A 25,883-nucleotide genomic window follows, 5' to 3' on the forward strand; every position below is an offset into this window, starting at 1 on the left:
CAAGCTAAAAAGCCGTCGCAGATAGGGGATTACCCGTAGCCCACACCCTACAAGCCTCGATACAGACCCAAACCAAACACCGGCCGCCAAATCTCAGACATAAAAAAACCGGCTGACGCCGGTTTTTTTATGTCTTAAAACAGAGGTATTAAGCAACTTCCATCAGATGGTATTTCTTTTTACCCAGCTTAACGATGTAGAACCGACCAAAGAGAGCTGCAGACTCGGCAAAACATTCATCCGCCTTCATATTATCTTCAGCACCCTTGGCGACTCCGTTAACCAAGACGGCATTGCGACCGAGAGCATCCTTCACCTCTCGCCCCGCCTTAGCCATGCCACAATCAGTCAGCAGTGTTGTCAGTGGCTTATCCGCTAATCCGCTACGCACTAAATCACTGGATGGCAGACCGTCGAGTTTCAATTGCTCAAGATCCTCTTCTGACAACGTTGCTATATCGCCACTGAACATGGCCTCGGTAATACGCTGGGCCGCAACCAAACCCTCCTCACCGTGCACCAGCTTTGTCACCTCTGAGGCTAAAATTGACTGCCCCTGAGGCCGGCCATCTGCCGCCATATCTGCCGCCTCAATTTCTGTCACGCGCTCTGGTGTTAAGAAGGTGAAATACGACAGGAACTTGTATACATCTGCGTCGGCAGTATTTAACCAGAACTGATAGAAGGCATATTGCGATGTTTTTTTCGCATCTAACCAAATGGTGCCGCTTTCGGTTTTGCCAAATTTAGTGCCATCTGATTTCGTCACCAACGGCAATGTCACACCGTAGGCCTGGTTACCATTCATCCGACGGGTCAACTCCGTACCGCCGGTGATGTTACCCCACTGGTCGCTGCCGCCAATTTGGATGGTGCAACCATGTCGCTTATTAAGCTCGGCGAAGTCATATGACTGCAACAGCATATAGCTGAATTCCGTATAGGAAATACCGGCATCGTCTCGATCGATACGCTGTTTGACCGACTCCTTTTTAATCATCTGATTGACCGAGAAATACTTACCCACATCCCGGAGGAACTCCAGCACGTTCATGTCGCCAACCCAATCGAGGTTGTTTACCACTACCGCACTGTTGTCTCCGCAGTCAAAGTCTACGAATCGCGACACTTGGGCACGCAGCTTGTTGACCCAGTCAGCTACTACATCACCAGTATTGAGCTTGCGCTCCTGCGCCTTAAACGATGGATCACCAATCAAACCGGTTGCACCACCTACTAATAGCAACGGTTTATGTCCAGCCATCTGAAAACGCTTCATTGCAAGCAATGGTACCAATGACCCGATATGAAGACTGTCAGCAGTGGGATCAAAGCCGCAATAAACGGTCTGAGACTGCTCGTTTAAATGCTGATGCAACTCTTCTTGAGCCGTTGTCTGAGCAATTAAGCCTCGCGCTTCGAGGTCAACGAGTAAAGGGGACTGAGCTTCTGACATAAAGGTAATTTCTCTCGCATTATTTCTACGAACTCTTGACCTCTATCCCTTGCCCTGAGTAATTGATCAAGGCAGAATTAAAGGTTATGTATCTTTCGCACAAAGATTGATCATGATTATTAACCGGCACAATACAATATACGTTGCCAATTACAAGTGTTATTCACCGCCACTTCATTTCATCTTGGCGACTGGATTCTACTCGATATAGCTGTATGAGATTGACCACATTATGACGAACATACAACGGGGCGCGACCCGCACCCCCAACCCGCCTATTCACACACCTAGAAGCAAAAAGCCCTACCTTCTTTTCGGCTGCCTGCTTGCGCTAGGTATCGGCGTTACAACAATTTTAACCAATTTTGAACAGAGCCAACCTGGGCGTTCACAGATTACGTTGGACCTCAACAAAACCCCAGACAGTAATATCGCCGAACCTGCAGCAGCACGCCAAGACAGCGACAGCCATGCCTTACCGAAGCCCGCCGCTATTGCTGCCGAGCAATGGACTGACGTCACTGTCGCCAGCGGGGATAATTTATCACTGATATTTTCCCGCGCCGGTCTCAGCGCGACAGAAGTTCATCGCTTTGTCACCGGTAATGACGACGCTAAACTATTGCGCAATATTTACCCTGGCGAGATTCTATCCTTTCAAATTGATAATGAAAAAAAGCTCCAGAAACTCAAGTACCAAAAAAACAAGCTTGAGACTGTACAATTCTTTAATGTCGACAACAGCTTTACCAGCGATACGATTACTCGAACACCTGACGTCATTGTGAAGCAAGCCCACGCGACCATCAATAACAGCCTGTTTCTAGCAGGGATTGACGCGGGTCTATCGCAAAATACTATTATGGAATTGGCCAATGTGTTTGGCGGCGTAATGGACTTTGCCCTAGATCCCCGCAAAGGCGATAGCTTCACCGTGCTATATGAGCAACTGTATCTCGATGGCGAACCATTTTCCACCGGAAAAATCCTTGCCGCTCAATACACTAATGTCGGTGAAGTGTTCCAGGCTTATTATTTCAAGGACAGCAAGGGAGACACGGGCTACTTTAACGAGAAAGGCGTTAGTATGCGCAAAGCCTTTCTGCGATCCCCAGTTGACTTCACACGAATTAGTTCCAATTTCAACCCCAACAGACTACACCCGGTGTTCAAGACTAAACGCCCCCACCGCGGCATCGATTATGCCGCCGCCACTGGCACCCCCGTCTACGCGTCAGGAGCCGGGCGCGTAACAGCCTCAGGGTACACTAAAGCCAATGGTAATTATGTGGTCATCCAACACGGCGAAGCTTATGTCACCAAATACCTTCACCTCAATAAGCGTAACGTCAAAAAGGGTCAACGGGTTAAACAGAAGCAGATTATTGGCACTGTCGGCTCGACAGGCTATGCCACCGGCCCTCACCTGCATTATGAATTTCTTGTCAACGGCGTGCACCGCAACCCTCGCACAATTGTGAACAAACTGCCAAAGGCTAAATCTATCGCCAAAGGCGAGATGGAGAACTTCACCTTACAAACCGCTCAGATTGTTCGTCAACTCGACATGATTGCAGCCCAATATCATGGCGACACCTTTGCGGATCGCAGTCTCGATGAGAACAACACCGGTGGCTGACCTCTATATTGGCCTGATGTCTGGCACCAGCCTCGATTGCATCGATGCTGTTATCATCCAAATTGATCAGGGCTGCATCAAATTGCTTAACAGCATTAGCCACCCTCTGGACGCCCCATTACGCAGGAATATTGAGCAGTTGATGCAACCCGGCGACAATGAGATTGAGTTGATGGGCAGGGTCGATAGAAGCTTTTCCTATTGCCAGGCTGCCGCCATTAAAAAGCTACTGATCGAAAGCGAGATTGATTCCAGCGATATCTGCGCCATAGGCAGTCATGGGCAAACTATTCGGCATCGCCCCAACAGCCAAACAACACTCCGCCAGCATGCATTCACCTTGCAAATCGGCTGCCCCAGCACCTTGGCCTTCGAAACCGGCATTACCACTGTGGCAGACTTTCGTCGCAAAGATATTGCTGCCGGTGGCCAGGGCGCACCACTGGCACCGATGTTTCACCGCAGAATGCTCGGAACAAACGGTGACGGCGCCGCCATCTGCAACATTGGCGGCATCAGCAACCCTACCATCATTACAGATAAGACGATTCTTGGCTTCGATAGCGGACCCGGGAATACGCTGATGGACGCGTGGATTGAACAGTGCCTTGGACACCGTTATGACCAAAACGGCGATTGGGCCAATACCGGCATAGTCATTGATCAACTACTGAAGCAAATGCTGGCTGAGGATTACTTCCAGCAGTCCGCCCCCAAGAGCACCGGCCGCGAATTGTTCAACCGGCCCTGGCTGCAATCGCAGCTTGATCTGTGCGCCAAAAACTACCGACCAGAAGACGTTCAGCGAACCCTGCTCGAGCTGACCGCCCAGTCGATAAGCGACTCATTAAAACCGTATAAAAAGAAAATCAAAAGCCTCTATCTTTGCGGCGGCGGCGCGCATAACACACTGTTAAAACAGAGGCTTACAGAAATAAACCCGATTTTTCATGTCGCCACAACGGCAGAGCTGGGTATTGACCCCGATTGGGTTGAGGCCTGCGCCTTCGGCTGGTTGGCCCATCAGACTATCAACCACAGAACAGCTAATGCTTGTAGCATAACTGGGGCCAGCAGAGAAACAATACTCGGCGGAATTTACTACAGTTGATCAGAAGAAACGGTAGGGCTGCTGTTTAAACTCAGAGACTGCTCTCGGGCCATTTTCAACCGTGCCGACAAATGGTACCAGTTGCTCAGGCATCAAGCCCTGGCTGCCCAACCATGTTTTACACACTCTAATCTGCACGATATTGAGCGCGGTTAGCTTCGCTGCCAAGTCAACCAACATATGATGTTGCTGGTAATTATTCTGCAGAAAGGCTCGCCCTTCTTCGCCATGAAGAATAAAGGTTATGGGTGCTGCGGCGTCATCGGCTAACTGACCTTGGCTGTATAATACATCAGCTCGCTGCAGTAACTGAGACAATTCAACCGCAGTATGAAGGCGTATATCAGCAAGATAAGGCGGTGGCGTTTGCGCTTGCACGACGACAGCGTTAAAGCTCAGCAATAGAGCCAATACCAATGGATTATGCCGGCAAAGCCATCGAGACATCCTGTCGGCAAACACAATTTACACCGAGAAAGAAGAGCCGCAACCACAGGTTGCCGAGGCATTGGGATTGGTAACAATAAACTTAGAACCTTCCAGGCCCTCGGTATAATCCACTTGCGAGCCTGCAAGGTATTGAAAACTCAGCGCATCGATAAGCATCGATATACCGTCTTTACTGACACAGGTATCGTCTTCGGCCTGGAGCTCATCAAAGGTAAAGCCATACTGGAAGCCAGAGCAGCCGCCACCGGTGACAAAAACACGGAGTTTTAGATCAGTATTGCCCTCGTCTTCAACCAGTGCTTTCACCTTACCGGCTGCAGCATCACTGATTAGCATCGCGTCGGACATTTCAAATTGCTCTACGGTGGACATCGAAAAACCTCATTAAATCGCAAACATATCCGGCAATAACTGCCAGACAGGTTAATTATCCACTAACCCGAGTAAAACAGTCAACTATATTCACTGCCAAGCAACGAATACAGCTGTCGCGAACAAGAGTTACTCTCCCTTTGCTTCTTCCAAATGCTCTATAGCTTTAATTTCTACTGCGCCTGAGTGCAGCAAATTACCGTTAACCTGGGCTCCCTTGGCCATTTCTATCACATTATAATGAACAGAACCGTCGATAATCGCCTGACTGGCAAGCTCGAGATGTTGGTTACTGTAGAGGTTGCCTATGACCTTACCGTTCACTATAGCGGATGGCACGTTGAGATCACCGGTCACCACCCCCTGTTCTAATATTCGAACCGAGGCACCAGAATCTGGGTCGGCGGTGATGTTACCTTTAATCGTACCCTCTATTTCAAGTGTACCTTCAAAATGAATATCACCTTGCAACGATGTGCCCCTGGCGATCAGCGTGGTGGCATTTGCAAAGTTTGTCTTTTTCTTATTTCCGAACATTAAGTGCTCTCTTTAATTTCCCAAGCATAAGTCATATCGATTGTTTTAGAGGCACGCCCAATCGACCTTGCTGTTAAGTGTAATTCTTTCGGCTCAAAGCCTTCAGGCAGCGTCAACTCACCGACAATGTTCTGAAAATACTTAAAGCGAAGTTTAATGTCTGTACTGTCGACAGTATCGCTCACCTCTTTAAGCTCGAGCTCTACAACACGGCCATTTTGCGAGCCAACGATCTTCAACTGCAAGACGCCATTCAATAAACTGTGACGCATCACTCGTTGCACAAAGACAATATTGTAATGGAAGCTCAGTGGATCTTCAGTGCCCACTACCTCGAGATCATAAACGGAGAGGCCGTTGTCATCACCGGGATCAATCGCGCTGCGGTAAAACTGTAGGTCTTGCTGCAGCATATCGATAGTCTGGCGATAGCTGTTTAAGTCTTCTCTGATCGACTGCTGAGCCAACTGCAACACATTATTATCGGCCCGCGCATTGGCCAACAACTGCTGACTATCGCTCAGCTCTTTTGTCGTGTTCTGAAATTCACTGCGCAATGCCACCAGAGAGGCTGTGGTCTCATCCTTGGTATCAAAGCCAATGTTGTAGCCAGCCCAGTAACTAGCGCCCACTATCAGACCGAGCAACACAACAATACCGATCACCAACAGAATCAACTGCTGGCGCTGGTAGTGAATGACCAGTGGTATATCTTGCGATAGCTTCGACATTTAAGGTGCTACTGCAATGTTGTTAAGGCCTGTTTTCTCATCAAAGCCAAACATAATGTTGAGGCATTGCACAGCTTGGCCAGAAGCTCCCTTGCAGAGGTTATCAATTGCCGACAGGACAACCGCTGTGTTACCGCCCTGAGGCTGATGAACAGCAATGCTACAGGTATTGGTACCCTTGACAGACCGTGTCTGCGGATGACTGCCGGCAGGCAGCACATCGACAAAGGGCTCGTCGCGGTAGCGCTCTTCAAACAACCCTTGTAAATCAACATTCTCTACCGTTAACTCGCTATATAGTGTGGCATGTATACCGCGCGTCATAGGGAGTAGATGGGGCACAAATGTCAGGCCAACCGGCTCTCCCGCCGCCTCTGTTAGCCCCTGTTTTATTTCGGGCAAATGGCGATGGCCGGGGGCGGCGTAGGCCTTAAAGCTATCGCTGGTTTCGGCGAATAAATTCGCCACGCTGGCGCCGCGGCCGGCGCCGCTAACACCGGAGGCAGCGTTGGCAATCAACCGACTTGGATCAACCAAGCCCTGCTCTAACAGCGGAATCAAACCCAATTGGACAGAAGTAGGGTAACAGCCGGCGCAGGCAACCAAACGAGCACTCTTGATAGCCTCACGATTCACCTCAGGTAAGCCATAAACCGCCTCCGCGACCAGTTCAGGGCAGCCATGTGGCTGGTTATACCACTGTTCCCACAACTCGATATCCTTGATCCGAAAATCGGCCGACAAGTCAATCACCCGCGTATCAAAGGCAAGGAGTTCAGCCATCATTGCCTGAGCAACACCGTGGGGTGTGGCGAAGAAGACCACGTCGCACTCTGCTAACTGCTGTGCATCAGGGGTAGTAAATTCAATGCCATAGTGACCGCGCAAGCTGGGATAGAGTTCATCGACACGAACACCTTTTTCGGCGCGCGACGTAATAACAGCGACCTCAACCTCAGGGTGCGCCGCCAATAAACGCAGCAATTCAACACCGGTGTAGCCCGTCCCACCCACGATTCCAACCCTAATCACGACATTATCTCCTCTGCCAAATTTTGCAGACAGTTAAAACATTTAAATAGTATTCTTGCGATGTAGTTCGATAAGTAACCTAACTGCGGGTATCCTATCGAATTCACCATAATAATTCACCGTTTATAGTGGCCAATTACGTGTTCAAACTGCCCGCCGTCAATTTATCATCGATTCTACCTGCTCGATCAACCCATCGACTGCTGGCCAACGAACGGGCGCTGATCCCCTATGCCGTACTCGGCATTATCACCGGCCTTGCCACCGGCCTCATCATCGTACTTTTTCGTTCCGCTATTGAATGGTCCTCGGCACTTTGGTTACTCGACAGCAGCAATGTCGACTTCTCTGAATTCACTAATTTTAGACTGTTTTTAATTCCTGCCATCGGCGCTCTAATCATCGGGCTGATGATGCACCGACTACCAACAGAACACCGCGCCTCTGGGCTGAGCTATATTGTTGCCCGGCTGCATAACTACAACTGCCATATCCCGTTGAAAAACACCCTGACCCAGTTCTTTCTCGGTAGCCTGGCCTTGATCACCGGGCAGTCAGGTGGCCGCGAAGGCCCTGCGGTCCATCTTGGCGCTGCCAGCGGTGTTGGGGTCGGTCGCAGCCTTAACCTACCAGACAATAGCCTGCGAATTCTGATTGGTTGCGGCACCGCCGCAGCCATCGCGGCGTCGTTCAACACTCCGATAGCTGGTGTCATCTTTGCGATGGAGGTCGTCATCATGGATTACACCATCGCCGGCTTTAGTCCGGTCATTCTCTCAGCTGTTGCCGGTACCGTTGTCAGCCGTTTCTTCTTTGGTGCAGAGCAGTTCATTGAAACCCCTGACATCTCGGTTATCAATCTCTTTGAGCTGAGTTGGATCATCCTACTTGGCCTCACGATCGCAACAGCTAGCAGCTTATTTCTGCTGATTCAAAAATATACGGCAACATTGAATTATTTGCCCATTTGGCTGCGCTTTTTCGTTGCCGGCTGTTTCACCGGCGGTTGTGCCTTGTTGGTGCCAGAAATTCTCGGCATCAGCTACGACAGCCTAAATAATGCTATCAACGGCCATCTTGTCTGGCAGAGCTTAGTAATGATTGCACTATTCAAACTCGCCACCGCTGCCGTCACCACCGCCGTTGGCATGCCGGTCGGCATCATCGGCCCCAGCCTGGTCATCGGCGGCTGTATCGGCAGTCTGTTTGGGTTGGCTGTTGAGGCCTTGTACCCTGGCGAACATGCCATCGAACTCTATGCCATTCTTGGCATGGGCGCGATGATGGCTGCCTTATTAAATGCCCCCCTCGCGGCATTGATGGCACTATTAGAATTGACCTTTAACGCCCACATTTTATTCCCGGCAATGCTGGTTATTGTTATCGCCAACATTTGCCACCGAGAGATATTTAAACAGCCATCGGCACCCTACAATGCACTCAATCAGCACGGGGTGGTTTTACGCCGCGACCCGATCAGTAAATCGCTGGCCAGAGTCGGCGTCAGCGCCTATATGTCGGAATCTATTATTGTGCTCGATAAAAGCATATCCTGCGCCAGGTTTAATCAGGTGATAACCGATTACCAATACATCATCTTCGATGACAGCCATGTGCTATCAACCGCCGCCCTTCAGCCGGTTGTCGCCGACAACGGCCTCTGCATCAATCTCGACCGTTTACACCAGCGACAAAAGGCCTCTCAGCTCGATGACCGTGCCAGCTTACTCAGAGCGCGTGATGGCATGACTCAAAGCACTACCAATGCCACAGTCATTATCAGCGAAGGTCTTGCCATTGGCGTGTTAACACTGGCACATATCGAAACTTTTCTTCTCACCCCTCCATCACAGGATTACCGCTAAATGTTATGGGTCAAAGCCTTTCATATCTTCTTCATGGTCGCTTGGTTTGCCGGTATTTTTTACCTGCCACGGCTGTTCGTTAACCACGCGATGGTAGAAGCACAGGACACCAAGAACCAACTCAAATTAATGGAGCGAAAGCTGTATCGTTTCATCACTCCGTTCATGATTCTCACTATTGTCTTCGGCTTGTGGTTGCTTAGTTTCAACCTCGATTATTATCTACACTCGACATGGATGCACGCCAAGCTGACACTGATTGTGCTTTTAGTGATTTATCATTTTTGGTGCGGCAGGATTGTGCAACAGTTTGCTGAGGAGCAAAACCAGCGCAGCCATGTGTTCTTTAGGGTCTTTAATGAACTGCCGGTATTTATTTTATTGGGGGCAATTATTCTCGTCGTTGTCAGACCGTTTTAGCCAAAAAGTTGACACATTGACTAGTTCTTCAATCGCACCTATAACTAATAAGGCCAGCAACATTGCTGGCCTTATTAGTTTTGCAATATGATTACCGCTCGAATCAGGGCGTGCCGCTTGGACAAGGAACGCCCCATGCCATCACTGGACACCCAAACACCTGTCGTTGTGAGCTTCTCTCAATTAGACCCCTCGGGTGCAGATGGCCTGCAGGCTGACATCGAGACCCTGGCCAGCCTCGGCGTTCATTGCTGTCCGATCAATACCTCAGCATCTATCCAGGACAGCAAGGCACTGCAACATAATGAGGCCGCCGAGACCACTGTTATTATTGAGCAGGCCCGCGCCATACTCGAAGACATGCCGGTTAAGGCGTTTAAAATAGGCTGGTGTGGCAGCATTAAAAATATGGAGGCCATCCATACCATTCTCATCGACTACCCCGAGATTCCGGTGATTCTCGACCCCGGCTTAAATATCGCCAAGCTGGCCGGCGGCGATAAGTTTATTACCGCTATTCGTGCCCTGCTCTTACCCTTGGCTGACATTATTGTGCTCAATAGTTCAGAGGCAAGACAACTTGCCCCGGATGCCGATGGGTTAAAGGCCTGCGCCTGTGAAATTCTCACCTTCGGTGGAGAGCATGTATTGATCACCGATGGAAAAAATCAAAAAGACACTGTGACCGGGCATCTTTTCAACATTCACGGCCTGCTCAAAGAGTATCCCCAGGAGCGTATCAATCAAGATTTCCACGGTGCTGGCAGCACTTTGTCCGCCAGTATCTCTGCCTATATCAGCCATGACTTCTCTCTGTTTGAAACATTGCAACAGGCGCATAAATATACCCGTGAGTGCCTGACTCACGGCCGCCGTATTGGTATGGGCAAATGGCAGCCCAACCGACTTTATTGGGCGGAGTAGGCCTGCGCTGACAGTCATTTTCAAGACGCAGAACTAAAACGTGATAACAATGCTATTTTGACCCTAGCGTTTTTGCCCGGTTATAGCGATAATCCTACCTCTATCAACCGCCTGTACGATGCAATACTACCGCCGGTTTATCACTATTTTGCCTATTGATCCGAGAGCTTCCATGTCTAAATCAGAGCAACTATTTCAGCGCGCCCAGCAACATATCCCTGGCGGCGTCAATTCACCGGTTCGCGCTTTTAAGGCCGTTGGCGGCAGCCCAGTTTTCTTTGAACGGGCGGAAGGTGCTTTTCTTTTCGACTCTGACGGCAAGCGCTATATCGATTACGTGCAATCTTGGGGGCCGATGATTGCCGGCCACTCGAACGCCGAAGTACTCAAGGCCGTGGTCGACACCGCACAGTCTGGCCTCAGTTTCGGTGCCCCCACTGAACTTGAAATCGACATGGCCGAACGACTCTGTAACCTGATGCCCGGCATGGATATGGTGCGCATGGTCAACTCTGGCACCGAGGCGACAATGAGCGCCATCCGATTGGCCCGGGGCTATACTGGTCGCGATAAAATCGTCAAGTTCGAAGGCTGCTACCACGGCCACTCAGACTCACTGCTGGTCAAAGCCGGGTCTGGCGCGCTGACCATGGGCGTCCCCAGCTCTCCGGGTGTGCCGGCAGCACTGGCCGACCATACCGTGACACTGACTTACAATGACATCGAAGGTGTGCGCCAGGCCTTTGCCGAGATAGGCGATCAAGTGGCCTGTATTATTGTCGAACCTGTCGCCGGCAACATGAATTGCATTCCACCCATCCCTGGCTTTTTGCAATGCCTGCGTGAGGTCTGCGATCAATATGGCAGTGTCTTCATCATCGACGAGGTAATGACCGGTTTCCGTGTCAGCCATACTGGCGCCCAGGGACACTATGGTGTTGAGGCCGACTTAACCACACTCGGCAAAGTTATCGGTGGTGGCATGCCGGTTGGCGCCTTCGGTGGTAAACGCGCCATCATGGAACATATTGCACCGCTGGGCCCGGTCTATCAGGCAGGCACTCTATCGGGTAACCCGGTTGCCATGGCCGCTGGTTTAGCGATGCTGGATATTATCAGTGCCGACAATTTCTACCCGCCAATTATTGAGGCCACTACTCGCCTTGTCGAAGGCATCAGAGCCGAGGCTAAGAAAGCAGGCATTGCTCTGACCACCAATCACGTCGGCACCATGTTCGGCATCTTCTTCACCGAAGAAGAAACTATTACTAATTACCAGCAGGTGATGAACTGCGATATCGAGCGTTTTAATCGCTTCTTCCACCTGATGCTTGAACAAGGGGTTTACCTGGCCCCGGCAAGCTACGAGGCAGGTTTTGTCAGCGCCTGTCACTGTGATAATTTAATTGATAAAACAATTGCCGCTGCCGCCAAGGCTTTCGCACAACTATAACGACAACAATAAAAACGCGCCCGGCTGCAGCTGGGCAACCTCATTAATAGCAATGGAATAACTCATGAAAAAAATTGCAATCGCCAGTCTGCTCGCCGCCGCGGCCAGCAGCCAAGTTCAAGCCGATACCATCGGTATTTATGCCGGCGCATACGCCTGGCAGCCCTCGGTTTCAGACAGCACTGAAGTTGGAGATCTTGGCTTCGACTTTGATGCCGACGACAACGCCACCTCATACTACATTGCTCTCGAGCACCCGATTCCCATTATTCCAAACGCCCGCATTCAACGTACAGATGTCACCGCCGATAACAAATACAGCGTTGGCGAACTGGATTTAAGCCACACCGATGCAACACTTTACTATGAAGTGCTGGATAACTGGGTGCACTTGGATTTGGGTTTAACCGCCCGCGTTTTCGATGGCCAGATTAAGAACGGCATCAGCAACGTTGCCATCGATGACACCGTGCCGATGGTATACGGTAATGTGATGATCGAGTTACCGCTGGATTTCTATGCCGGCGTCTACGGTAATGCCACCAACCTCAATGACTATCAAGTATACGACTTCACCGCCCGTGTCGGCTGGGAAGCAATTCTTGGTCTCGGTATCGAAGCAGGCTACCGTACCTTCAATGCCCAAATCGATGGTCTGAGCAAAAACGCCAGTGTCGATACAACCTTCAAAGGCCCTTTTGCGGGTCTGTCGTACCACTTCTAAAGCCTTTGCGCTTTTGCTAGCCAGCACGCCGCCGTTACCGCGGCGTGCTTACAGCCCGTCTTGTTAACAGAGCCTGCCAGTGGCGATAAAATGCTCTAACTTGCTGATAGACGGCGCCAAATCAAAGCCATTTGAAGCCAGCCAAGCACTGTCATAATAAGTATTGGCATAACGGTTACCGGCATCACAAATCAACGTCACAATAGAACCCGACTCGCCGTTAACAATCATCCGCTCAATAATCTCAAACACCGCATACATATTGGTGCCGGTGGAGGCGCCCACGCGTTTGCCCAGATAGCGTTCAAGAAAATGTATCGTCGCCAAGCTATCCGCATCGCTCACTCGCTTCATTTCATCGATAATACTGGCCATAAAACTGGCCTCGACCCGCGGTCTGCCAATACCCTCGATACGGGAACCAACCTCACTGGTTAGACTGGCATCGCCACTTTGGTAGTAGTCGTAGAAGACAGAGTTTTCGGGATCGGCGACGATGAGCTGAGTGGTTTCGTCACTTTCGCCATGCGAGGAATAACGGATATAACGACCAATCGTCGCACTGGTTCCACCGGTGCCTGCCGACATGACGATATAGCGAGGCACCGGATACTTCTCCAGCGTCATCTGTTTAAAAATGCTCTCGGCAATATTATTGTTACCGCGCCAGTCCGTTGCACGTTCAGCAAAGGTAAACTGATCCATATAATGGCCGTTGAGTTGGCGGGCTAATGCCTCGGCGTGACTATAAATCTTCTGGCTCGGCACCAACTCAATTTGGCCACCCCAAAAACGAATCTCATCGAGCTTTGATACCGCCGTTGTATCGGGCACCACCGCGATAAAATCCAGCCCCAACAGTTTGGCAAAATAGGCCTCTGATACCGCCGTACTCCCGGAGGAAGACTCAATAATCGGGGTGTTTTTTAAAATCCAGCCATTGCACAGGCCATAGAGGAATAGTGATCGGGCCAGGCGATGCTTAAGGCTTTGTGTCGGATGAGTGGACTCATCTTTGAGATAGACATCGATGTCATTGCGCGCCAAAATCGGCAGTTCAAGCTTGATCAGATGGGTGTCTGAGGAGCGATTAAAGTCTCTCTCAATCTGCTCAACAGCCCAGCGTAGCCAGTTGGTTTTTTTCATCCGCCCTGTCCCTGCGTCTATTTTTTATCTGACAATCATAGTATTAACTCAAACAACCACAGATACCAACTCATCCAGCATTAATAAACTCAAACCCCAGACTTGTTTCTGTTGGTAGTAATAGCAGGGCAAAACCATCGCTTCCTCCCCCTCGCGCTGCCACTCCATCGTCGTGCGGTTAGACTGATCAGCTAAATAACTCAGCGGAAGCCAAATCGTATCGGCAACCTCGTAGTTTGGGTAAATAGCCGGTGTCTTGTCGAGATAAAACAGGTAGGCCGACACCGTCATCGCCGCTGGACCAGCTTTCATATGGGTGTGGACATCCGACATGCGGCCAATAGTCACCGCATCAGTGAGCAGGTCGATACCCACCTCTTCTTGGCACTCACGCACAGCGGCATCATAGCTATGACGATCCTGTGGGTCCATTCTGCCGCCGGGAAAGCTCATCTGCCCCGACCACGGATCACCGTCACGCTGTGCCCGCTGCATCATCAATACTTCAAGGTCACCGCGGTGTTCACGAAGCGACAGCGTCACCGCCGAGCGCCTGTTGGTGTGTCGATGCTGATCGAGTACTGGCTCGAAATCCTGCCATTTATCCTGTAAAAGCGCCTGTGTCTTGACCACTACAACCTCTGTTTTCCCAGTTTTTCGATGGCCGTTACTCAAGCCCTTTCGCGTTGTTATTGTATGTTTCTATAAGCCTCTGCGACGATTAAATGCTATCCAATAAACTGCGCATTTCTCGCCGAGTTGAAGCCGGTGGCTGCAGCGACAAGGCCTTGTTAGCCAATTGCCGGGCACTATTATTGTCGCCCATGTGCTGTTTGAGCTTGGCCAGCTGCGCATAGGGCACTGGATTGGATGGGGCAATGCGTATCGCCCGCTCAATACTCGATGATGCAGACGAATAGCGCCCCTGCTGTTGCTGTTGCTGTGCTTGATCGAGCAACCGCTCGACTGCCGACTGCGAACCATTATTAGCCGACTTTGTCGTCGGCTCAATGTTGCGGCTGGAGGCGGGTTGCGTCGACGTAGCTGGCACCACCTGCTTCGACGAATCATCACTCGGCGCCGAGACAGGCACCGTCGTGGTACTGCTACAACCTGTCATCACTAACAGAGCTGCTATGGATAATAACTTGGCCTTCATTTTACCGCCTACTTCGTTCGTTTCAGCGTTTATCATAAACGATATGCCTGCCAACTAATAACCCTCAAGGGCAACGGCGTTAATTGAGCCAGTTACCAAACCAGTTTTTAATTTGTGTTGCCCGCCCGCAACCGCTACTGCCCTCTGGTTCGCTGCTCTCGATAAAGGGCAGATAGCGAGCGCCATCGCAGTATTTTGCCGACAGTCTACCGCTGCTTTCATCGACCCACAGATACGACATTCCCTCCAGCTTTTGGTAGTGAATATCACGGCTGCTGGTCTGATCGATAATCGCCGTCCATACCGGCAGCGCACCGGTGGCACCCGTTAAAGGTGTCGGGGCATTGTCATCTCTCCCCAGCCAAACGACAGCGAGTCGATCGCCGCTAAAGCCGGCAAACCAACTATCGCGTAAATCATTGGTGGTACCTGTCTTCCCGGCGACCTTAAAATCTTTCCCCAGTGTTCGATAGGCGCTTTTACCGGTACCCTCTCGCATCACCTCTTGTAGGTTGTATTGCATCAGCTGCATCACCCGTTCATCGAAGCGCTGTTCCAATTCTAAGGGATAACGATTTAATGGCTCACCGCTGTTGCTGGTAACATTGCGAATCGTTTTTAGCGGCGAATAGAAACCGCCGGAACTAATGGTTTGGTACATCTGAGTCACTTCGATAGGCGATAACTCTCCGCTGCCGAGGACCACCGACGGCACTCTTGGCAGGGCCGATTCCACCCCCAGTCTTTTGGCGGCATCGAGCACCTCGCCAATACCCAGTTCCATACCCAGCTGTGCCGTCGCCTGGTTATAAGAGTGAGTCAATGCCTGATGCAGCGGCACCGGACCATGACTCTTCTTGCTGTAATTTCGCGGCTGCCAGATCGAGCCGTCACGCCCCTCTACGGTAATAGGCTCATCGAGCACCGGGGTGATCAAATTATAATCATCCTGCTGTTCGAGGGCGGCAAGGTAGACGGCGGGTTTCATCAGTGAGCCGACAGGACGCTTGGCGTTGATAGCACGGTTGAAACCGGCATAGCGGGCATTCTTGCCGCCGACAACGGCCAACACCTCGCCGGTTTGTGGATGGCTTACCACCACCCCACCGTTGAGCTGATCGGCTGACATTTTATCGAGCTTATAGCGCTTGCTGATGGAGACAATTTGCTCAGCCAACGCCTGCTCGGCGGCGGTTTGCACCTGCGGGTCGAAACTGGTGAAAATATTCAAACCCTTAGACGATAAATCGTCAGGGTGATAATCACGACGCAACTGTTCCCGCACTAAATCGAGATAGGCGGGGTAACGCAGTCGATGCTTCTCTTTGCCGGTGGCCACACCAATTGGCTCACGCTTGGCCCAGGCCAATACCTCGCCATCGATGTAACCCGCCTCGGCATACTTATCGAGCACCAAATTACGGCGTTTCTTTGCCCGCTCGCCATGGCGCCAAGGGTCGTAATAAGAGGGGCCTCGCACCAAGGCAACCAGCAATGCCTGCTCAGGCAGGCGTAAGTTTTCGATCGGCTTATTGAAATAATACTGCGCCGCCAAACCGAAGCCATGAATCGCTCGGGGACCATCCTGGGCCAGGAATACCTCGTTGAAATAGCCCTGTAATATTTCCTCTTTGGAGTAGTGCAACTCCAACAGTAGCGACATTACCGCCTCTGTTGCCTTGCGGTAAAAACTCCGGCCCGAGTGCAGATAATAGTTTTTTACCAACTGCTGCGTCAGCGTACTGCCGCCCTGCACCACCCGACCGGCCTTAATATTAGCGACACTGGCGCGGGCAATCGCCTTAACAGAGATACCCCAGTGCTGATAAAAGTCACCATCTTCCACCTCAACCAACATCTGCTGCAGCGACAGTGGGATTTGGTCGAGTTTAAGCAGTAGCCGATCTTCATTGTGGCTCGGGTAAATACCACCAATCTGTAGCGGCTCCAGCCTGATCAAGTCGGCATCACGGTAATCGGCCGATAGGCGCTCTAGCTTACCGTTGTGCCATTGCAGTGATAAACGCTGAGCCGGCTCCACCCCATCCCAAAACGAGAATTCGCGACTGTAAATGTCCAAGCGTTGACCGCTGGCCGCCATATGACCGGGCCGTGAAACCTTGCTTACCGGCCTGTAACCGGCATTGCGCAGCTCGGTTATCACCTGTTGCTGACTAATCCCCTTGCCCTGATAAAGTTCCAAAGGACGGGCATAAACCTTGGCGGGTATTTCCCATTTCTTACCACTGAAGGTTGAGCGAATCTGAGCATCGAGGAAAATAATAAAGGCAAAGCCAACAACGGCCAACACCAGCGTTAACTTGAAAACAAAGACCTTAAAACCGCCACCTTTGGCCTTTTTGCTGGCTGGCTTGCGTTTTTTAGCCGCTGTTTTTTTGGCTGGTCGCTTCTTTGCCGGGGGTTTACGTGCTGCTGGCATTGGACTCGCTATCTCATTGAAATGGTGGTGGGCAGTATACCGCGTTGATCTTTGGCGTTGTTTTTTTATCGTCACATTATCAACACATAATGGCTGAATTTAGCCACGACTACAGGCATAATCTTCGCTTTAAAATATTGGCGCTGCAATGTTGGCGCAGCCTGGGTCATAAAAATAGGAATCAACATGAGCAAATATCATATCTACGGCCTCGGCGCCGGCCTTGTCGACACAGAAATAGAGGTCGACGATGCGTTTTTGGCTGCTGCCAAGATTGAAAAAGGCCTGATGACGCTGGTCGACGAGGCTCGTCAAAACGAGCTCATGGTGCATCTCAGTGACCACCTTGTCGCCAGCAAGCGCGCCAGCGGTGGTTCTGCCGCCAACACCGTCATCGGTGCCGCCCACTTTGGTGCCAACACCTATTATTCCTGTAAGTTGGCCAACGATGAGAATGGCGATTTTTACCTCGCCGACCTCAACGCCGCCAACGTCGACAGCCAACAGCAACAGCGTGGCGAGGGCATTACCGGTAAGTGTTTGGTGATGATTACCCCCGATGCCGAGCGCACCATGAATACCTTTCTCGGCATGAGCGAGACGCTGGCCACCGACAACCTCGACTTAGAGGCGCTGGCCGACTCTGAATACTTTTACGTGGAAGGCTATGTGGTCACCTCACCCACTGGTCGTGCTGCTGCCATTGCAGCCCGCCAGCACGCTGAAGCCAACGGTGTAAAAACCGCCATCAGCCTATCCGACCCCGGTATGGTGCAGTTCTTCAAAGACGGCCTGAAAGAAATGATTGGCGACGGTGTCGACTTACTGTTCTGCAACAAAGAAGAAGCCCTGGGCTTTACCGCCACTGACAATGTCGAGGATGCTGCCGAGGCACTGAAAGCTGACGCCAAGGCCTTTGTCATCACCCTCGGTGCCGACGGCGCCTTGATCTTTGATGGCCAAAAATTGATCAGCGTTGCCGGCTGCGAAGTCACCGCCGTCGACACCAACGGCGCTGGCGATATGTTTGCCGGCGCCTTTCTTTACGCCATCACTGCAGGGCAGAGCTATGAGCAGGCCGGGTTGCTTGCCAGCCGCAGTGCGGCTCAAGTCGTCAGCCAATTTGGCCCCCGTCTTCGCCCTGAGCAATACCTGCCACTGAAAGACTAAGTGGCTGTCGCCAAGCCTGATATACTCAGGCTTGGCGCTATTCAACACCTCTTCCGTCTCACCAAATTGCAGGTTTATTTATGCTTTGGATGTGCCCCATCTGCCACAGCCCACTTCAACATCAAAGCCAGCATAAAAATTTTCGCTGCAGCAACAATCATTGTTTCGATATTGCCAAAGAAGGCTATTGCAACCTGGTGCCCGCCAACCAAAAAAACAGCAAGAACCCCGGAGACAGCAAGGCCATGATTCAGGCCCGTCGTTTGTTTCTCGGCGCCGGTCATTATCAACACTTGGCCGACGCGCTCAGCGCCATGATCATCCGGCATCACCCAACCGCCAACAACATCCTCGAAGTTGGTTGTGGTGAGGGATATTACCTGCGACAGATAGATGCCGCCAGCCAGCCAAATCAGGACACTCGCCAATATCACGGCCTCGACATCAGCAAGGAGGCAGTCAAGCTCGCTGCTAGAGCCAACAAGAGTCACAGCTACAGCGTCGCCAGCAGTTTCAATATGCCGGTGCTCGCCGATGGCGGCGATATTATTATTCGCAACTTCGCCCCGGCACCCAGCGAGCAAATCCAGCGCGCGCTGAGCGACGACGGCCTGTTTATTGTCGTCACCCCCGGTCAGCACCACCTGTTTCAATTACGGGAACTGATTTATCGATCGGCAAAACCCCACGAAAGCGACATCACCGGCGTCGAGGGCTTCAACCTGATCGATCAGCAGCATCTCAGTAAAACCATTCATATCAATGTCGCCAGTGAGGTCAGCGCACTACTGCAAATGACTCCCTATTACTGGCAAACCTCGGCCGAGGACCAACTGAAGTTGGATCAGCTCAAGCAACTCGAATGCCAGACAGATTTTGTCATCAGTGTCTTCAAGCAATAATGAGGTTTACCGGTGGATATCTATGCGCGCCGTTTCTAGCCACTACGGTAGTCCAGCCAAGGCGATATTAATCATCCCACTTCTGGCTCGTTTTTTCTCGATATCGCCAATGCCTTGGCACCGCAATACTTTATCCAGTCTCGCTTATCCGTAACCACAACGGCAATCCACCGGCGTTACCGCTATTGACCTCGGTACAATTACCCATTTCAGAATTCTGCCATCAGTTTAAGATAATTAGTAAGGAATACATCGTAAACTGCGAAAGGAGTTCACCATGGACTATAACCAATATAACCGCGATTTAGCCCAGAAGCGCCAGCTACATTCGGCGATTGAAGCGCTGCATTTACTGCAGAGTAATATCGATGTCAGCCCTGCCGAATACGCCACAATCAACCTACTCATTCAACGGGCTCAGCTGCTCAGCAGCGAGATCAATCAACAGATTAACGCCTTGCAGCGTGAGGTATTGGCGACAAAGAATCAGCAGGGCGCAGCACTGCAATAACTCAACTACCGTGGCCGGGAAATGCCAGGCCGGCCTCGGTCAAGTTATGGCGAACCAATTGCCGGATCAGCTTTGCCACTCGAAGGTAAAACCCTCTATTGGGTGAGTTTTTCCGCCACGCCAAGACATGACTACGACTCAAGCTCACACCGTCAATATCCAACACCGCAATAGATTCCGGCCGGTGAATTTCAGAATATATATACAACGATGGCAAAAACGCCATGCCCATGCCCATGACGACCATCTGTCGCAATGCATCCAGGCTGGTACCCTCGTAGTCACGCAGTATATTAGCCCCCAACGCCTCATAACACTGACGCACCTGCTGATAATGGCTGTATCCGGCCTCCAGCGTCAGCACATTCTGCCCATGTAAATCAGAGGCTTGTAGCCTTCCTTGATCGGCAAAGCTGTGGTCACGACTACAGACCAGTTTCAACGGCTCGTCAAACAGCACCTCGGTGGTGATTTGCGGATGCTGAAAGGGCAGTGGAATTAACACCAGATCCAAACGCCCCTCCACTAAGTCGAGTTCCAGTGTCTTCGGCTTTTTCTCTCGGACATAGAGCTTTAACTCACCGTATTGGCGATGCAAATCCGATAGGATGTGCGGCAGCAAATAAGGCCCCAGTGTCGGCGACACCCCCAGCCTTAGCAGACCGCCGACACCGCCACTGAGCAGCGATGCCCGATCGGTAAAGGCTCGCATTTGCTCAAGGGTCTGACGGGCAGTGTCGAGCAAATCACGTCCTGCCGGGGTTAACATCGCACCACTGCGGCTGCGCTCGAACAGCGGTAGTTTGAGTAACTGCTCTAGGCTATAAATCTGTGCACTGAGCGTCGGCTGACTGATAGACAGGGCGCTGGCCGCTCCGCGAAACGTCTTTGCCTCGGCCAGGGCAATAAAATACTCCAGCTGTCTGATGGTAGGGGCAGGTGTCGGCATAAGCGTCCTTGGCGGCGGTATAAAATTAGGCAAACAGCATTGATAGCCTCATGCTATCAATAAAACTCAAGGACTACTATTGAGCTATCACCGATTTAACGACATAGTATCGGCAAATAAAGGCAACAAGGTATCGCAGTTCAATGAAAAAGTTATTAGCAGGTGTCGCTGAGTTTCAGCAAAACGTCTTCCCCGAGCACAAAGCACTGTTCGGCGAACTCGCCAACAGCCAAAACCCAGAAACACTGTTTATCACCTGTTCCGACTCCCGCATCGACCCCAACCTGCTGACCCAAAGCAAGCCGGGCGACCTTTTCATTTGCCGCAACGCCGGTAATATCATCCCACCCCACAGCCAAAGCACCGGCGGTATGACCGCATCGATTGAGTATGCAGTCGCCGTTCTAGGCGTCAGACAAATCGTCATCTGTGGCCACACTGACTGCGGCGCAATGAAGGGCGCGCTTGACCTTGCCAGCCTCGATGACTTGCCCCATGTTAAAGAATGGCTGGGGCATACCCGCTCAGCCATCGAAGTGGTAAAGGCACAGCATGGCAGCCTTGACCAAAGCCTACTGCGACGAGTGACGGAAGAAAATGTGCTGCAGCAGCTGCAAAACCTCAAGACCCATCCCGCAGTCGCAGCCAAAGTCGCCTGCGGCGAGCTGACCTTACATGCCTGGCTGTATGAAATAGAGACCGGTGGTGTCTGCTGCGGCAATAGTGATGAACACAAAGAATTCCAGCCAATTTAATCACTTTAAACATCGTGATTTGTCGCAGTAAAAAAAAGCCCTGGTAACATGTTACCAGGGCTTTTTTATCGGGGTAAGCGCTTTAGAAATCCGCCAAATCGCCCTTGCTCTCAAGCCAAGTTTTCCTGTCGCCGGAGCGCTTCTTGGCCAATAACATATCCATTAACTCATCGGTGTCTTCTTCCTCTTCCTCGATTGCCAGGCGAACCAGTCGTCGTGTATCGGGGTTCATCACCGTGTCCCGGAGCTGACCGGGGTTCATCTCACCCAAGCCCTTGAAGCGAGTGACCTGTATCTTACCGCGTTTCTTATCATTCTCGAGACGCTCGATGATACTGTCTTTTTCAGGTTCATCCAGCGCGTAATATACCTCCTTGCCCAAATCGACACGGTATAACGGCGGCATCGATACGAAGACATGACCGGCCTCGACCAGTGCCCGAAAATGCTTGACGAATAAGGCCACCAGCAGCGTCGCAATATGCAAGCCATCGGAGTCGGCATCGGCGAGAATACAGACCTTGCCATAACGCAGCTCTTCGAGGTTATCGGAGTCCGGGTCGACACCGAGGGCCACGGCGATATTGTGAACTTCTGCCGAGGCCATAATCTCCTGCGAGTCTACCTCCCAGGTATTCAGTATTTTACCGCGCAGCGGCAGGATTGCCTGAAACTCACGGTCACGCGCCTGCTTGGCCGAGCCACCGGCAGAGTCGCCCTCGACCAAAAATAGCTCGCCACGCATGGCATCATTACCGGCACAGTCTGCCAGCTTACCCGGCAGAGCGGGGCCCTGGGTGATTTTCTTACGAGCGACTTTCTTGCTCTTACGCAACCGGCTCTGCGCATTGCTGATACAGAGTTCGGCCAGCTTATCGGCATCTTCGGTATGCTGGTTTAACCACAGAGCAAAAGCATCCTTTGCCACACCGCTGACAAAACCTGCACACTCGCGGGAGCTTAAACGCTCCTTGGTCTGGCCACTAAACTGTGGGTCGGCCAGCTTGGCTGACAGTACATAGGAGCAACGATCCCAGACATCATCCGGTGCCAGTTTGACACCGCGGGGCAATAGATTGCGGAACTCACAATACTCACGCATCGCCTCTAACAAACCCGTGCGCAGGCCGTTGACATGGGTGCCGCCCTGGGCGGTGGGTATCAGGTTTACATAAGATTCGGCGGTAACTTCGCCCCCCTCCGGCAGCCATTGTACCGCCCAATCGACGCCTTCAACCTTGTTGGTCATGCCGCCGATAAATGGCTTGGCCGGCAGCACCTCATAGCCCTCGGTTTGGCTCGATAGGTAGTCGGGTAGACCATCTTCATAATACCAATCGGCGCTATTGTCTTTATTGGCCTCATCGATAAACACCACCTTCAAACCCGGGCATAACACCGCCTTGGCTCGCAGTACGTGTTTCATTCGCGGCACAGAAAACTTATCGGTATCGAAATACTTAGCGTCGGGTTTGAAACGGATGGCAGTACCGGTGTTGCGCTTGCCGACATCGCCAATCACTGCCAAATCGGAGGCCTTATCCCCGTTTTCAAACGACATGCGGTGAACCTTGCCATCGCGCTTAATAGTGACCTCAAGAATCGTCGACAAGGCATTGACAACACTGACACCGACACCGTGTAAGCCACCGGAGAACTGGTAGTTGTCGTTAGTAAATTTACCACCAGCATGCAGTGTACAGAGAATGACCTCCACCCCTGGCAGCCCCTGCTCGGGATGTATATCCACCGGCATACCACGGCCATCGTCGGCACAGCTCAGCGACCCATCAGCGTGTAGGGTAACGGTGATTTGTTGGCAGTGACCAGCCAGCGCCTCATCGACACTGTTATCGATAATTTCCTGCGCCAAGTGATTGGGGCGGGTGGTGTCGGTGTACATCCCGGGGCGCTTGCGCACCGGATCTAAACCGGTAAGAACTTCAATACTCTCTGCGGTATAACTCATACTGTCTCAGCTAACGGATAAACCGTGCAAATAAAAATGTTGGATTGTCACTACTGTAATAGATTGTTGCCAGCGCTGTCACGTTAGAGCTGTAGAAAGCGGATAATTTGCACCATTTTCTCGTCGTACCCGACAAAGCGATGATTGCCACCGGCTTCGATCACCAGCCGACAATCATTATACTTAGCCTCCGCCAGGCGATAATCGAGAGTTTCATCCCCCTGCTGCACCATGACCAGTAAATCATCCGGCCGTGGCAGCGGCTCAACCAACATCGCTTCAAAATCGTCAATATGGCTGGCTGTTAAGGTAAATATATTATCGGTATAGGGGTTTTTGTTGCGCCCTAAATAGCCCCTGATCAAAAGGTGTGGCGTCACTGCCGGATTGATCAGCACTGCCTTGAGACCCAGGCGCTGACTCAAATAAGTGGCATAAAAGCCGCCAAGCGAGCTGCCAATCAAGCCAACCTCGCCGTCACAGCTGGCAATCAACTGTTCCAGCATCTCGATGGCTGGCCGGGGATAATCCGGTAAATTCGGCACGATACAATCGATGTCGGGGCGGTGTTTGCGAAGGTAGTCCGCCGTCTCCGTCGCCTTTAATGACTGCGCCGAGCTCTGAAAACCATGGATATATAACAACTGCTTTTTAGGAGGGTTCACTGGTCAACTCTTATCTATCAATAACCGCTACTGTTTAAATCAGCGGCGAAACGGTTGCCGTCTAAACGCACCACGCCAGTTTCTATCTGACCAGTGTGGTGCAGCCGAATCCGGCGGTAACCCGGCGCCAAATCAATCAATGCGAAGTCATCACTGTTGGCTTTAAACTGGATGCAGGTCGAGGGCGTTGAGATAACCCGTACCCCCTGATGAATAATGTCACTGGCCTGATGCACATGACCACAAATCACCGCCTTGACCTTTGGGTGATCGATGACCGACCAAAACGACGCACCGTCTTCCAGCTTTTGTCGATCTATCCACTGGCAGCCAATATCGAGGGTATGATGATGGATAAATAACAATATAAACTCCGCCTCAGTCTCGGCAATGGTATTCTGCAGCCGCTGTAATTGCTCACCACCCAGCCTACCTCCTACCTGGCCCTGCTGTTTACTGTCCAGCTGAATAACCAACCAATTATTGAATTCGGCCTCAAAGATCAGCGGCTTATGAGCCGACATAATCGCTGGCTCATCGTGATTTCCCGGCAACCACAGCACCGGTGACGACAAATTATTGGTGGCTGTTATAAAACGCTGATAGGCCTCGTGTGAGCCACCACTGGCAATATCGCCGGTGGCAAAGATAGCGTCAGCAGTCTCGCTAGCAACCTGATCGAGTACTGCCAGAAAGCTGTCGTTGGTATTGACCGACGCCAGTGTCGTCAAACTATCGTGCTCAAGATGACAATCGGTAATCTGAATTAAATCGACATATTGTTGATGCTTGCTTGTTATTCGCAACAGCCTATATCCAAGGAATCAATGAGATAGAAATACGGTAACTGTTTTTTTACGATCATGCTATTACCGGTTTCACTTTATCAGCCATGCCGATTAAGCTTGCTTGTCGCCGGACAGAAGGCCTTGTTTCTGCTGACAATAAACGTTGTCACTGCGGCCGTGAAGCGCGCAGGATTTTAACCACTCTGCGAGCAATTGATTGAGTTGGTACTTCTCATTCGACTGGTACATCTGTGGATTAGGGTATTGGTAGAATAACTTGAAGTGCTTATATTTATTACAACTGACAACCTCTGCCATGTGTACATCATGATAACTACGCACCTGCAGCTCAATAATATTATTTTGGTCGGCCTCTTGGCGAAGTATAACATTTAGTAATGTTGTATAAGGCGTTGTTTGTAAAGTTGTTAGCTCCAGCTGACTGCCACCTATGCGGCTGGCGGCGGGAGAGACGCCATAACTAAAGCCCTGCTGGCCGTCAGGCAATAGGCGACAGAGCCGTAAATAATTTGTACTGCACAGTGTTTGCAGGCCTTTCAGGTCCAACTTTGCTGAATTATTATTTGATTTACTTGTCATAATTTTCAGCTATTTCCCATATTTTGTGACAAAATCCACTATTGACTGCAAAAATTGATTTAACCGTATGGCGTACTGTCCATACAACAACTTATAATTGACTATAAGTTAATCA

At 51.2% G+C, this 25,883-nt stretch carries 26 protein-coding genes; 11 read left to right on the forward strand and 15 right to left on the reverse strand.

Annotated elements, in window-relative coordinates:
- Window positions 1-148: 148 nt before the first annotated feature.
- On the reverse strand, window positions 149-1,456 hold the full coding sequence (tyrS, locus tag L9P87_RS14540; protein WP_237445484.1) for a tyrosine--tRNA ligase: 1,308 nt from the start codon (window positions 1,454-1,456) through the stop codon (window positions 149-151).
- A gap of 232 nt (window positions 1,457-1,688) precedes the next feature.
- Between tyrS and L9P87_RS14545 the strand changes: the two genes are divergently transcribed.
- Together L9P87_RS14545 and L9P87_RS14550 are read left to right on the forward strand one after the other, a co-directional pair.
- Window positions 1,689-3,095 (forward strand): peptidoglycan DD-metalloendopeptidase family protein, encoded by a 1,407-nt coding sequence (locus L9P87_RS14545; protein WP_237445485.1) that lies wholly within the window; start codon window positions 1,689-1,691, stop codon window positions 3,093-3,095.
- Window positions 3,073-4,206 carry an anhydro-N-acetylmuramic acid kinase gene (locus L9P87_RS14550; RefSeq protein WP_237445486.1) on the forward strand — a complete coding sequence of 378 codons (1,134 nt, stop codon included), beginning with the start codon at window positions 3,073-3,075 and terminating at the stop codon, window positions 4,204-4,206. The genes L9P87_RS14545 and L9P87_RS14550 overlap by 23 nt, the downstream gene beginning before the upstream one ends.
- On the opposite strand, the gene L9P87_RS14555 is transcribed toward L9P87_RS14550, so the two are convergent.
- From L9P87_RS14555 to argC, 5 genes are all read right to left on the reverse strand, one after another.
- Window positions 4,207-4,653 carry a hypothetical protein gene (locus L9P87_RS14555; protein ID WP_237445487.1) on the reverse strand — a complete coding sequence of 149 codons (447 nt, stop codon included), beginning with the start codon at window positions 4,651-4,653 and terminating at the stop codon, window positions 4,207-4,209.
- Window positions 4,654-4,671: 18 nt separating this feature from the next.
- A complete protein-coding gene (gene erpA / locus L9P87_RS14560; protein ID WP_237445488.1) occupies window positions 4,672-5,028 on the reverse strand; it encodes an iron-sulfur cluster insertion protein ErpA in 357 nt (118 codons plus the stop codon).
- 129 nt (window positions 5,029-5,157) lie between these two features.
- A complete protein-coding gene (locus L9P87_RS14565; RefSeq protein WP_237445489.1) occupies window positions 5,158-5,565 on the reverse strand; it encodes a bactofilin family protein in 408 nt (135 codons plus the stop codon).
- A complete protein-coding gene (locus tag L9P87_RS14570) occupies window positions 5,565-6,296 on the reverse strand; it encodes a DUF6776 family protein (RefSeq protein ID WP_237445490.1) in 732 nt (243 codons plus the stop codon). The genes L9P87_RS14565 and L9P87_RS14570 overlap by 1 nt, the downstream gene beginning before the upstream one ends.
- Window positions 6,297-7,328, reverse strand: coding sequence for an N-acetyl-gamma-glutamyl-phosphate reductase (gene argC, locus L9P87_RS14575; RefSeq protein WP_237445491.1), 1,032 nt, complete (start codon window positions 7,326-7,328; stop codon window positions 6,297-6,299).
- A 140-nt stretch (window positions 7,329-7,468) separates the two neighbouring features.
- Here argC and L9P87_RS14580 point away from each other — a divergent pair, with 140 nt between their 5' ends.
- From L9P87_RS14580 to L9P87_RS14600, 5 genes are all read left to right on the forward strand, one after another.
- Window positions 7,469-9,193 carry a chloride channel protein gene (locus L9P87_RS14580; protein ID WP_237445492.1) on the forward strand — a complete coding sequence of 575 codons (1,725 nt, stop codon included), beginning with the start codon at window positions 7,469-7,471 and terminating at the stop codon, window positions 9,191-9,193.
- On the forward strand, window positions 9,194-9,613 hold the full coding sequence (hemJ, locus tag L9P87_RS14585) for a protoporphyrinogen oxidase HemJ (RefSeq protein WP_237445493.1): 420 nt from the start codon (window positions 9,194-9,196) through the stop codon (window positions 9,611-9,613).
- A gap of 135 nt (window positions 9,614-9,748) precedes the next feature.
- Window positions 9,749-10,537, forward strand: a complete 789-nt coding sequence (gene thiD, locus L9P87_RS14590; protein WP_237445494.1) for a bifunctional hydroxymethylpyrimidine kinase/phosphomethylpyrimidine kinase — start codon at window positions 9,749-9,751, stop codon at window positions 10,535-10,537.
- Between the two features lie 172 nt (window positions 10,538-10,709).
- Window positions 10,710-11,990: a glutamate-1-semialdehyde 2,1-aminomutase gene (gene hemL, locus L9P87_RS14595; protein ID WP_237445495.1), complete on the forward strand. Its 1,281-nt coding sequence runs from the start codon at window positions 10,710-10,712 to the stop codon at window positions 11,988-11,990.
- 64 nt (window positions 11,991-12,054) lie between these two features.
- A complete protein-coding gene (locus L9P87_RS14600) occupies window positions 12,055-12,714 on the forward strand; it encodes a TIGR04219 family outer membrane beta-barrel protein (RefSeq protein ID WP_237445496.1) in 660 nt (219 codons plus the stop codon).
- Between the two features lie 63 nt (window positions 12,715-12,777).
- Here the strand turns inward: L9P87_RS14600 and L9P87_RS14605 are convergent, their stop codons facing one another.
- From L9P87_RS14605 to mrcB, 4 genes are all read right to left on the reverse strand, one after another.
- Complete coding sequence (locus tag L9P87_RS14605) at window positions 12,778-13,860, reverse strand: PLP-dependent cysteine synthase family protein (RefSeq protein WP_237445497.1); 1,083 nt, start codon at window positions 13,858-13,860, stop codon at window positions 12,778-12,780.
- Between the two features lie 48 nt (window positions 13,861-13,908).
- On the reverse strand, window positions 13,909-14,493 hold the full coding sequence (locus L9P87_RS14610) for an NUDIX hydrolase (RefSeq protein WP_237445498.1): 585 nt from the start codon (window positions 14,491-14,493) through the stop codon (window positions 13,909-13,911).
- A gap of 88 nt (window positions 14,494-14,581) precedes the next feature.
- Entirely contained in the window at window positions 14,582-15,019 is a 438-nt protein-coding gene (locus tag L9P87_RS14615; protein ID WP_237445499.1) for a tetratricopeptide repeat protein, read from the reverse strand.
- A 79-nt stretch (window positions 15,020-15,098) separates the two neighbouring features.
- Window positions 15,099-17,459: a penicillin-binding protein 1B gene (gene mrcB, locus L9P87_RS14620; RefSeq protein ID WP_237445500.1), complete on the reverse strand. Its 2,361-nt coding sequence runs from the start codon at window positions 17,457-17,459 to the stop codon at window positions 15,099-15,101.
- A 186-nt stretch (window positions 17,460-17,645) separates the two neighbouring features.
- Here mrcB and L9P87_RS14625 point away from each other — a divergent pair, with 186 nt between their 5' ends.
- The 3 genes from L9P87_RS14625 to L9P87_RS14635 all read left to right on the forward strand — a co-directional run bounded on the left by L9P87_RS14625 (window position 17,646) and on the right by L9P87_RS14635 (window position 20,042).
- Window positions 17,646-18,629, forward strand: coding sequence for an adenosine kinase (locus L9P87_RS14625; RefSeq protein WP_237445501.1), 984 nt, complete (start codon window positions 17,646-17,648; stop codon window positions 18,627-18,629).
- 80 nt (window positions 18,630-18,709) lie between these two features.
- On the forward strand, window positions 18,710-19,531 hold the full coding sequence (locus L9P87_RS14630; protein ID WP_237445502.1) for a putative RNA methyltransferase: 822 nt from the start codon (window positions 18,710-18,712) through the stop codon (window positions 19,529-19,531).
- 277 nt (window positions 19,532-19,808) lie between these two features.
- Window positions 19,809-20,042: a hypothetical protein gene (locus tag L9P87_RS14635; protein ID WP_237445503.1), complete on the forward strand. Its 234-nt coding sequence runs from the start codon at window positions 19,809-19,811 to the stop codon at window positions 20,040-20,042.
- A gap of 1 nt (window position 20,043) precedes the next feature.
- Here L9P87_RS14635 and L9P87_RS14640 read toward each other — a convergent pair whose 3' ends face one another.
- Complete coding sequence (locus L9P87_RS14640) at window positions 20,044-20,991, reverse strand: hydrogen peroxide-inducible genes activator (protein WP_237445504.1); 948 nt, start codon at window positions 20,989-20,991, stop codon at window positions 20,044-20,046.
- Window positions 20,992-21,134: 143 nt separating this feature from the next.
- Between L9P87_RS14640 and L9P87_RS14645 the strand changes: the two genes are divergently transcribed.
- Window positions 21,135-21,746: a carbonic anhydrase gene (locus tag L9P87_RS14645; protein ID WP_237445505.1), complete on the forward strand. Its 612-nt coding sequence runs from the start codon at window positions 21,135-21,137 to the stop codon at window positions 21,744-21,746.
- Between the two features lie 82 nt (window positions 21,747-21,828).
- Here L9P87_RS14645 and parE read toward each other — a convergent pair whose 3' ends face one another.
- The 4 genes from parE to L9P87_RS14665 all read right to left on the reverse strand — a co-directional run bounded on the left by parE (window position 21,829) and on the right by L9P87_RS14665 (window position 25,768).
- On the reverse strand, window positions 21,829-23,715 hold the full coding sequence (parE, locus tag L9P87_RS14650) for a DNA topoisomerase IV subunit B (protein WP_237445506.1): 1,887 nt from the start codon (window positions 23,713-23,715) through the stop codon (window positions 21,829-21,831).
- Between the two features lie 83 nt (window positions 23,716-23,798).
- Window positions 23,799-24,380, reverse strand: a complete 582-nt coding sequence (locus L9P87_RS14655; RefSeq protein WP_237445507.1) for a YqiA/YcfP family alpha/beta fold hydrolase — start codon at window positions 24,378-24,380, stop codon at window positions 23,799-23,801.
- Window positions 24,381-24,397: 17 nt separating this feature from the next.
- Complete coding sequence (gene cpdA, locus L9P87_RS14660) at window positions 24,398-25,186, reverse strand: 3',5'-cyclic-AMP phosphodiesterase (protein WP_237445508.1); 789 nt, start codon at window positions 25,184-25,186, stop codon at window positions 24,398-24,400.
- 93 nt (window positions 25,187-25,279) lie between these two features.
- A complete protein-coding gene (locus L9P87_RS14665; protein WP_237445509.1) occupies window positions 25,280-25,768 on the reverse strand; it encodes a DUF1249 domain-containing protein in 489 nt (162 codons plus the stop codon).
- Between the last annotated feature and the right edge of the window lie 115 nt (window positions 25,769-25,883).

Origin of the sequence: Sinobacterium norvegicum (assembly GCF_923077115.1) — a bacterium.
GTDB lineage: Bacteria > Pseudomonadota > Gammaproteobacteria > Pseudomonadales > Sinobacteriaceae > Sinobacterium > Sinobacterium norvegicum.

Coding starts and splice junctions, on each gene's coding strand:
- tyrS (WP_237445484.1), bottom strand. CDS start 1,456: ATGTCAGAAGCTCAGTCCCCTTTACTCGTTGACCTCGAAGCGCGAGGC.
- L9P87_RS14545 (WP_237445485.1), top strand. CDS start 1,689: ATGACGAACATACAACGGGGCGCGACCCGCACCCCCAACCCGCCTATT.
- L9P87_RS14550 (WP_237445486.1), top strand. CDS start 3,073: ATGAGAACAACACCGGTGGCTGACCTCTATATTGGCCTGATGTCTGGC.
- L9P87_RS14555 (WP_237445487.1), bottom strand. CDS start 4,653: ATGTCTCGATGGCTTTGCCGGCATAATCCATTGGTATTGGCTCTATTG.
- erpA (WP_237445488.1), bottom strand. CDS start 5,028: ATGTCCACCGTAGAGCAATTTGAAATGTCCGACGCGATGCTAATCAGT.
- L9P87_RS14565 (WP_237445489.1), bottom strand. CDS start 5,565: ATGTTCGGAAATAAGAAAAAGACAAACTTTGCAAATGCCACCACGCTG.
- L9P87_RS14570 (WP_237445490.1), bottom strand. CDS start 6,296: ATGTCGAAGCTATCGCAAGATATACCACTGGTCATTCACTACCAGCGC.
- hemJ (WP_237445493.1), top strand. CDS start 9,194: ATGTTATGGGTCAAAGCCTTTCATATCTTCTTCATGGTCGCTTGGTTT.
- thiD (WP_237445494.1), top strand. CDS start 9,749: ATGCCATCACTGGACACCCAAACACCTGTCGTTGTGAGCTTCTCTCAA.
- hemL (WP_237445495.1), top strand. CDS start 10,710: ATGTCTAAATCAGAGCAACTATTTCAGCGCGCCCAGCAACATATCCCT.
- L9P87_RS14600 (WP_237445496.1), top strand. CDS start 12,055: ATGAAAAAAATTGCAATCGCCAGTCTGCTCGCCGCCGCGGCCAGCAGC.
- L9P87_RS14605 (WP_237445497.1), bottom strand. CDS start 13,860: ATGAAAAAAACCAACTGGCTACGCTGGGCTGTTGAGCAGATTGAGAGA.
- L9P87_RS14615 (WP_237445499.1), bottom strand. CDS start 15,019: ATGAAGGCCAAGTTATTATCCATAGCAGCTCTGTTAGTGATGACAGGT.
- mrcB (WP_237445500.1), bottom strand. CDS start 17,459: ATGCCAGCAGCACGTAAACCCCCGGCAAAGAAGCGACCAGCCAAAAAA.
- L9P87_RS14625 (WP_237445501.1), top strand. CDS start 17,646: ATGAGCAAATATCATATCTACGGCCTCGGCGCCGGCCTTGTCGACACA.
- L9P87_RS14630 (WP_237445502.1), top strand. CDS start 18,710: ATGCTTTGGATGTGCCCCATCTGCCACAGCCCACTTCAACATCAAAGC.
- L9P87_RS14635 (WP_237445503.1), top strand. CDS start 19,809: ATGGACTATAACCAATATAACCGCGATTTAGCCCAGAAGCGCCAGCTA.
- L9P87_RS14640 (WP_237445504.1), bottom strand. CDS start 20,991: ATGCCGACACCTGCCCCTACCATCAGACAGCTGGAGTATTTTATTGCC.
- L9P87_RS14645 (WP_237445505.1), top strand. CDS start 21,135: ATGAAAAAGTTATTAGCAGGTGTCGCTGAGTTTCAGCAAAACGTCTTC.
- parE (WP_237445506.1), bottom strand. CDS start 23,715: ATGAGTTATACCGCAGAGAGTATTGAAGTTCTTACCGGTTTAGATCCG.
- L9P87_RS14665 (WP_237445509.1), bottom strand. CDS start 25,768: ATGACAAGTAAATCAAATAATAATTCAGCAAAGTTGGACCTGAAAGGC.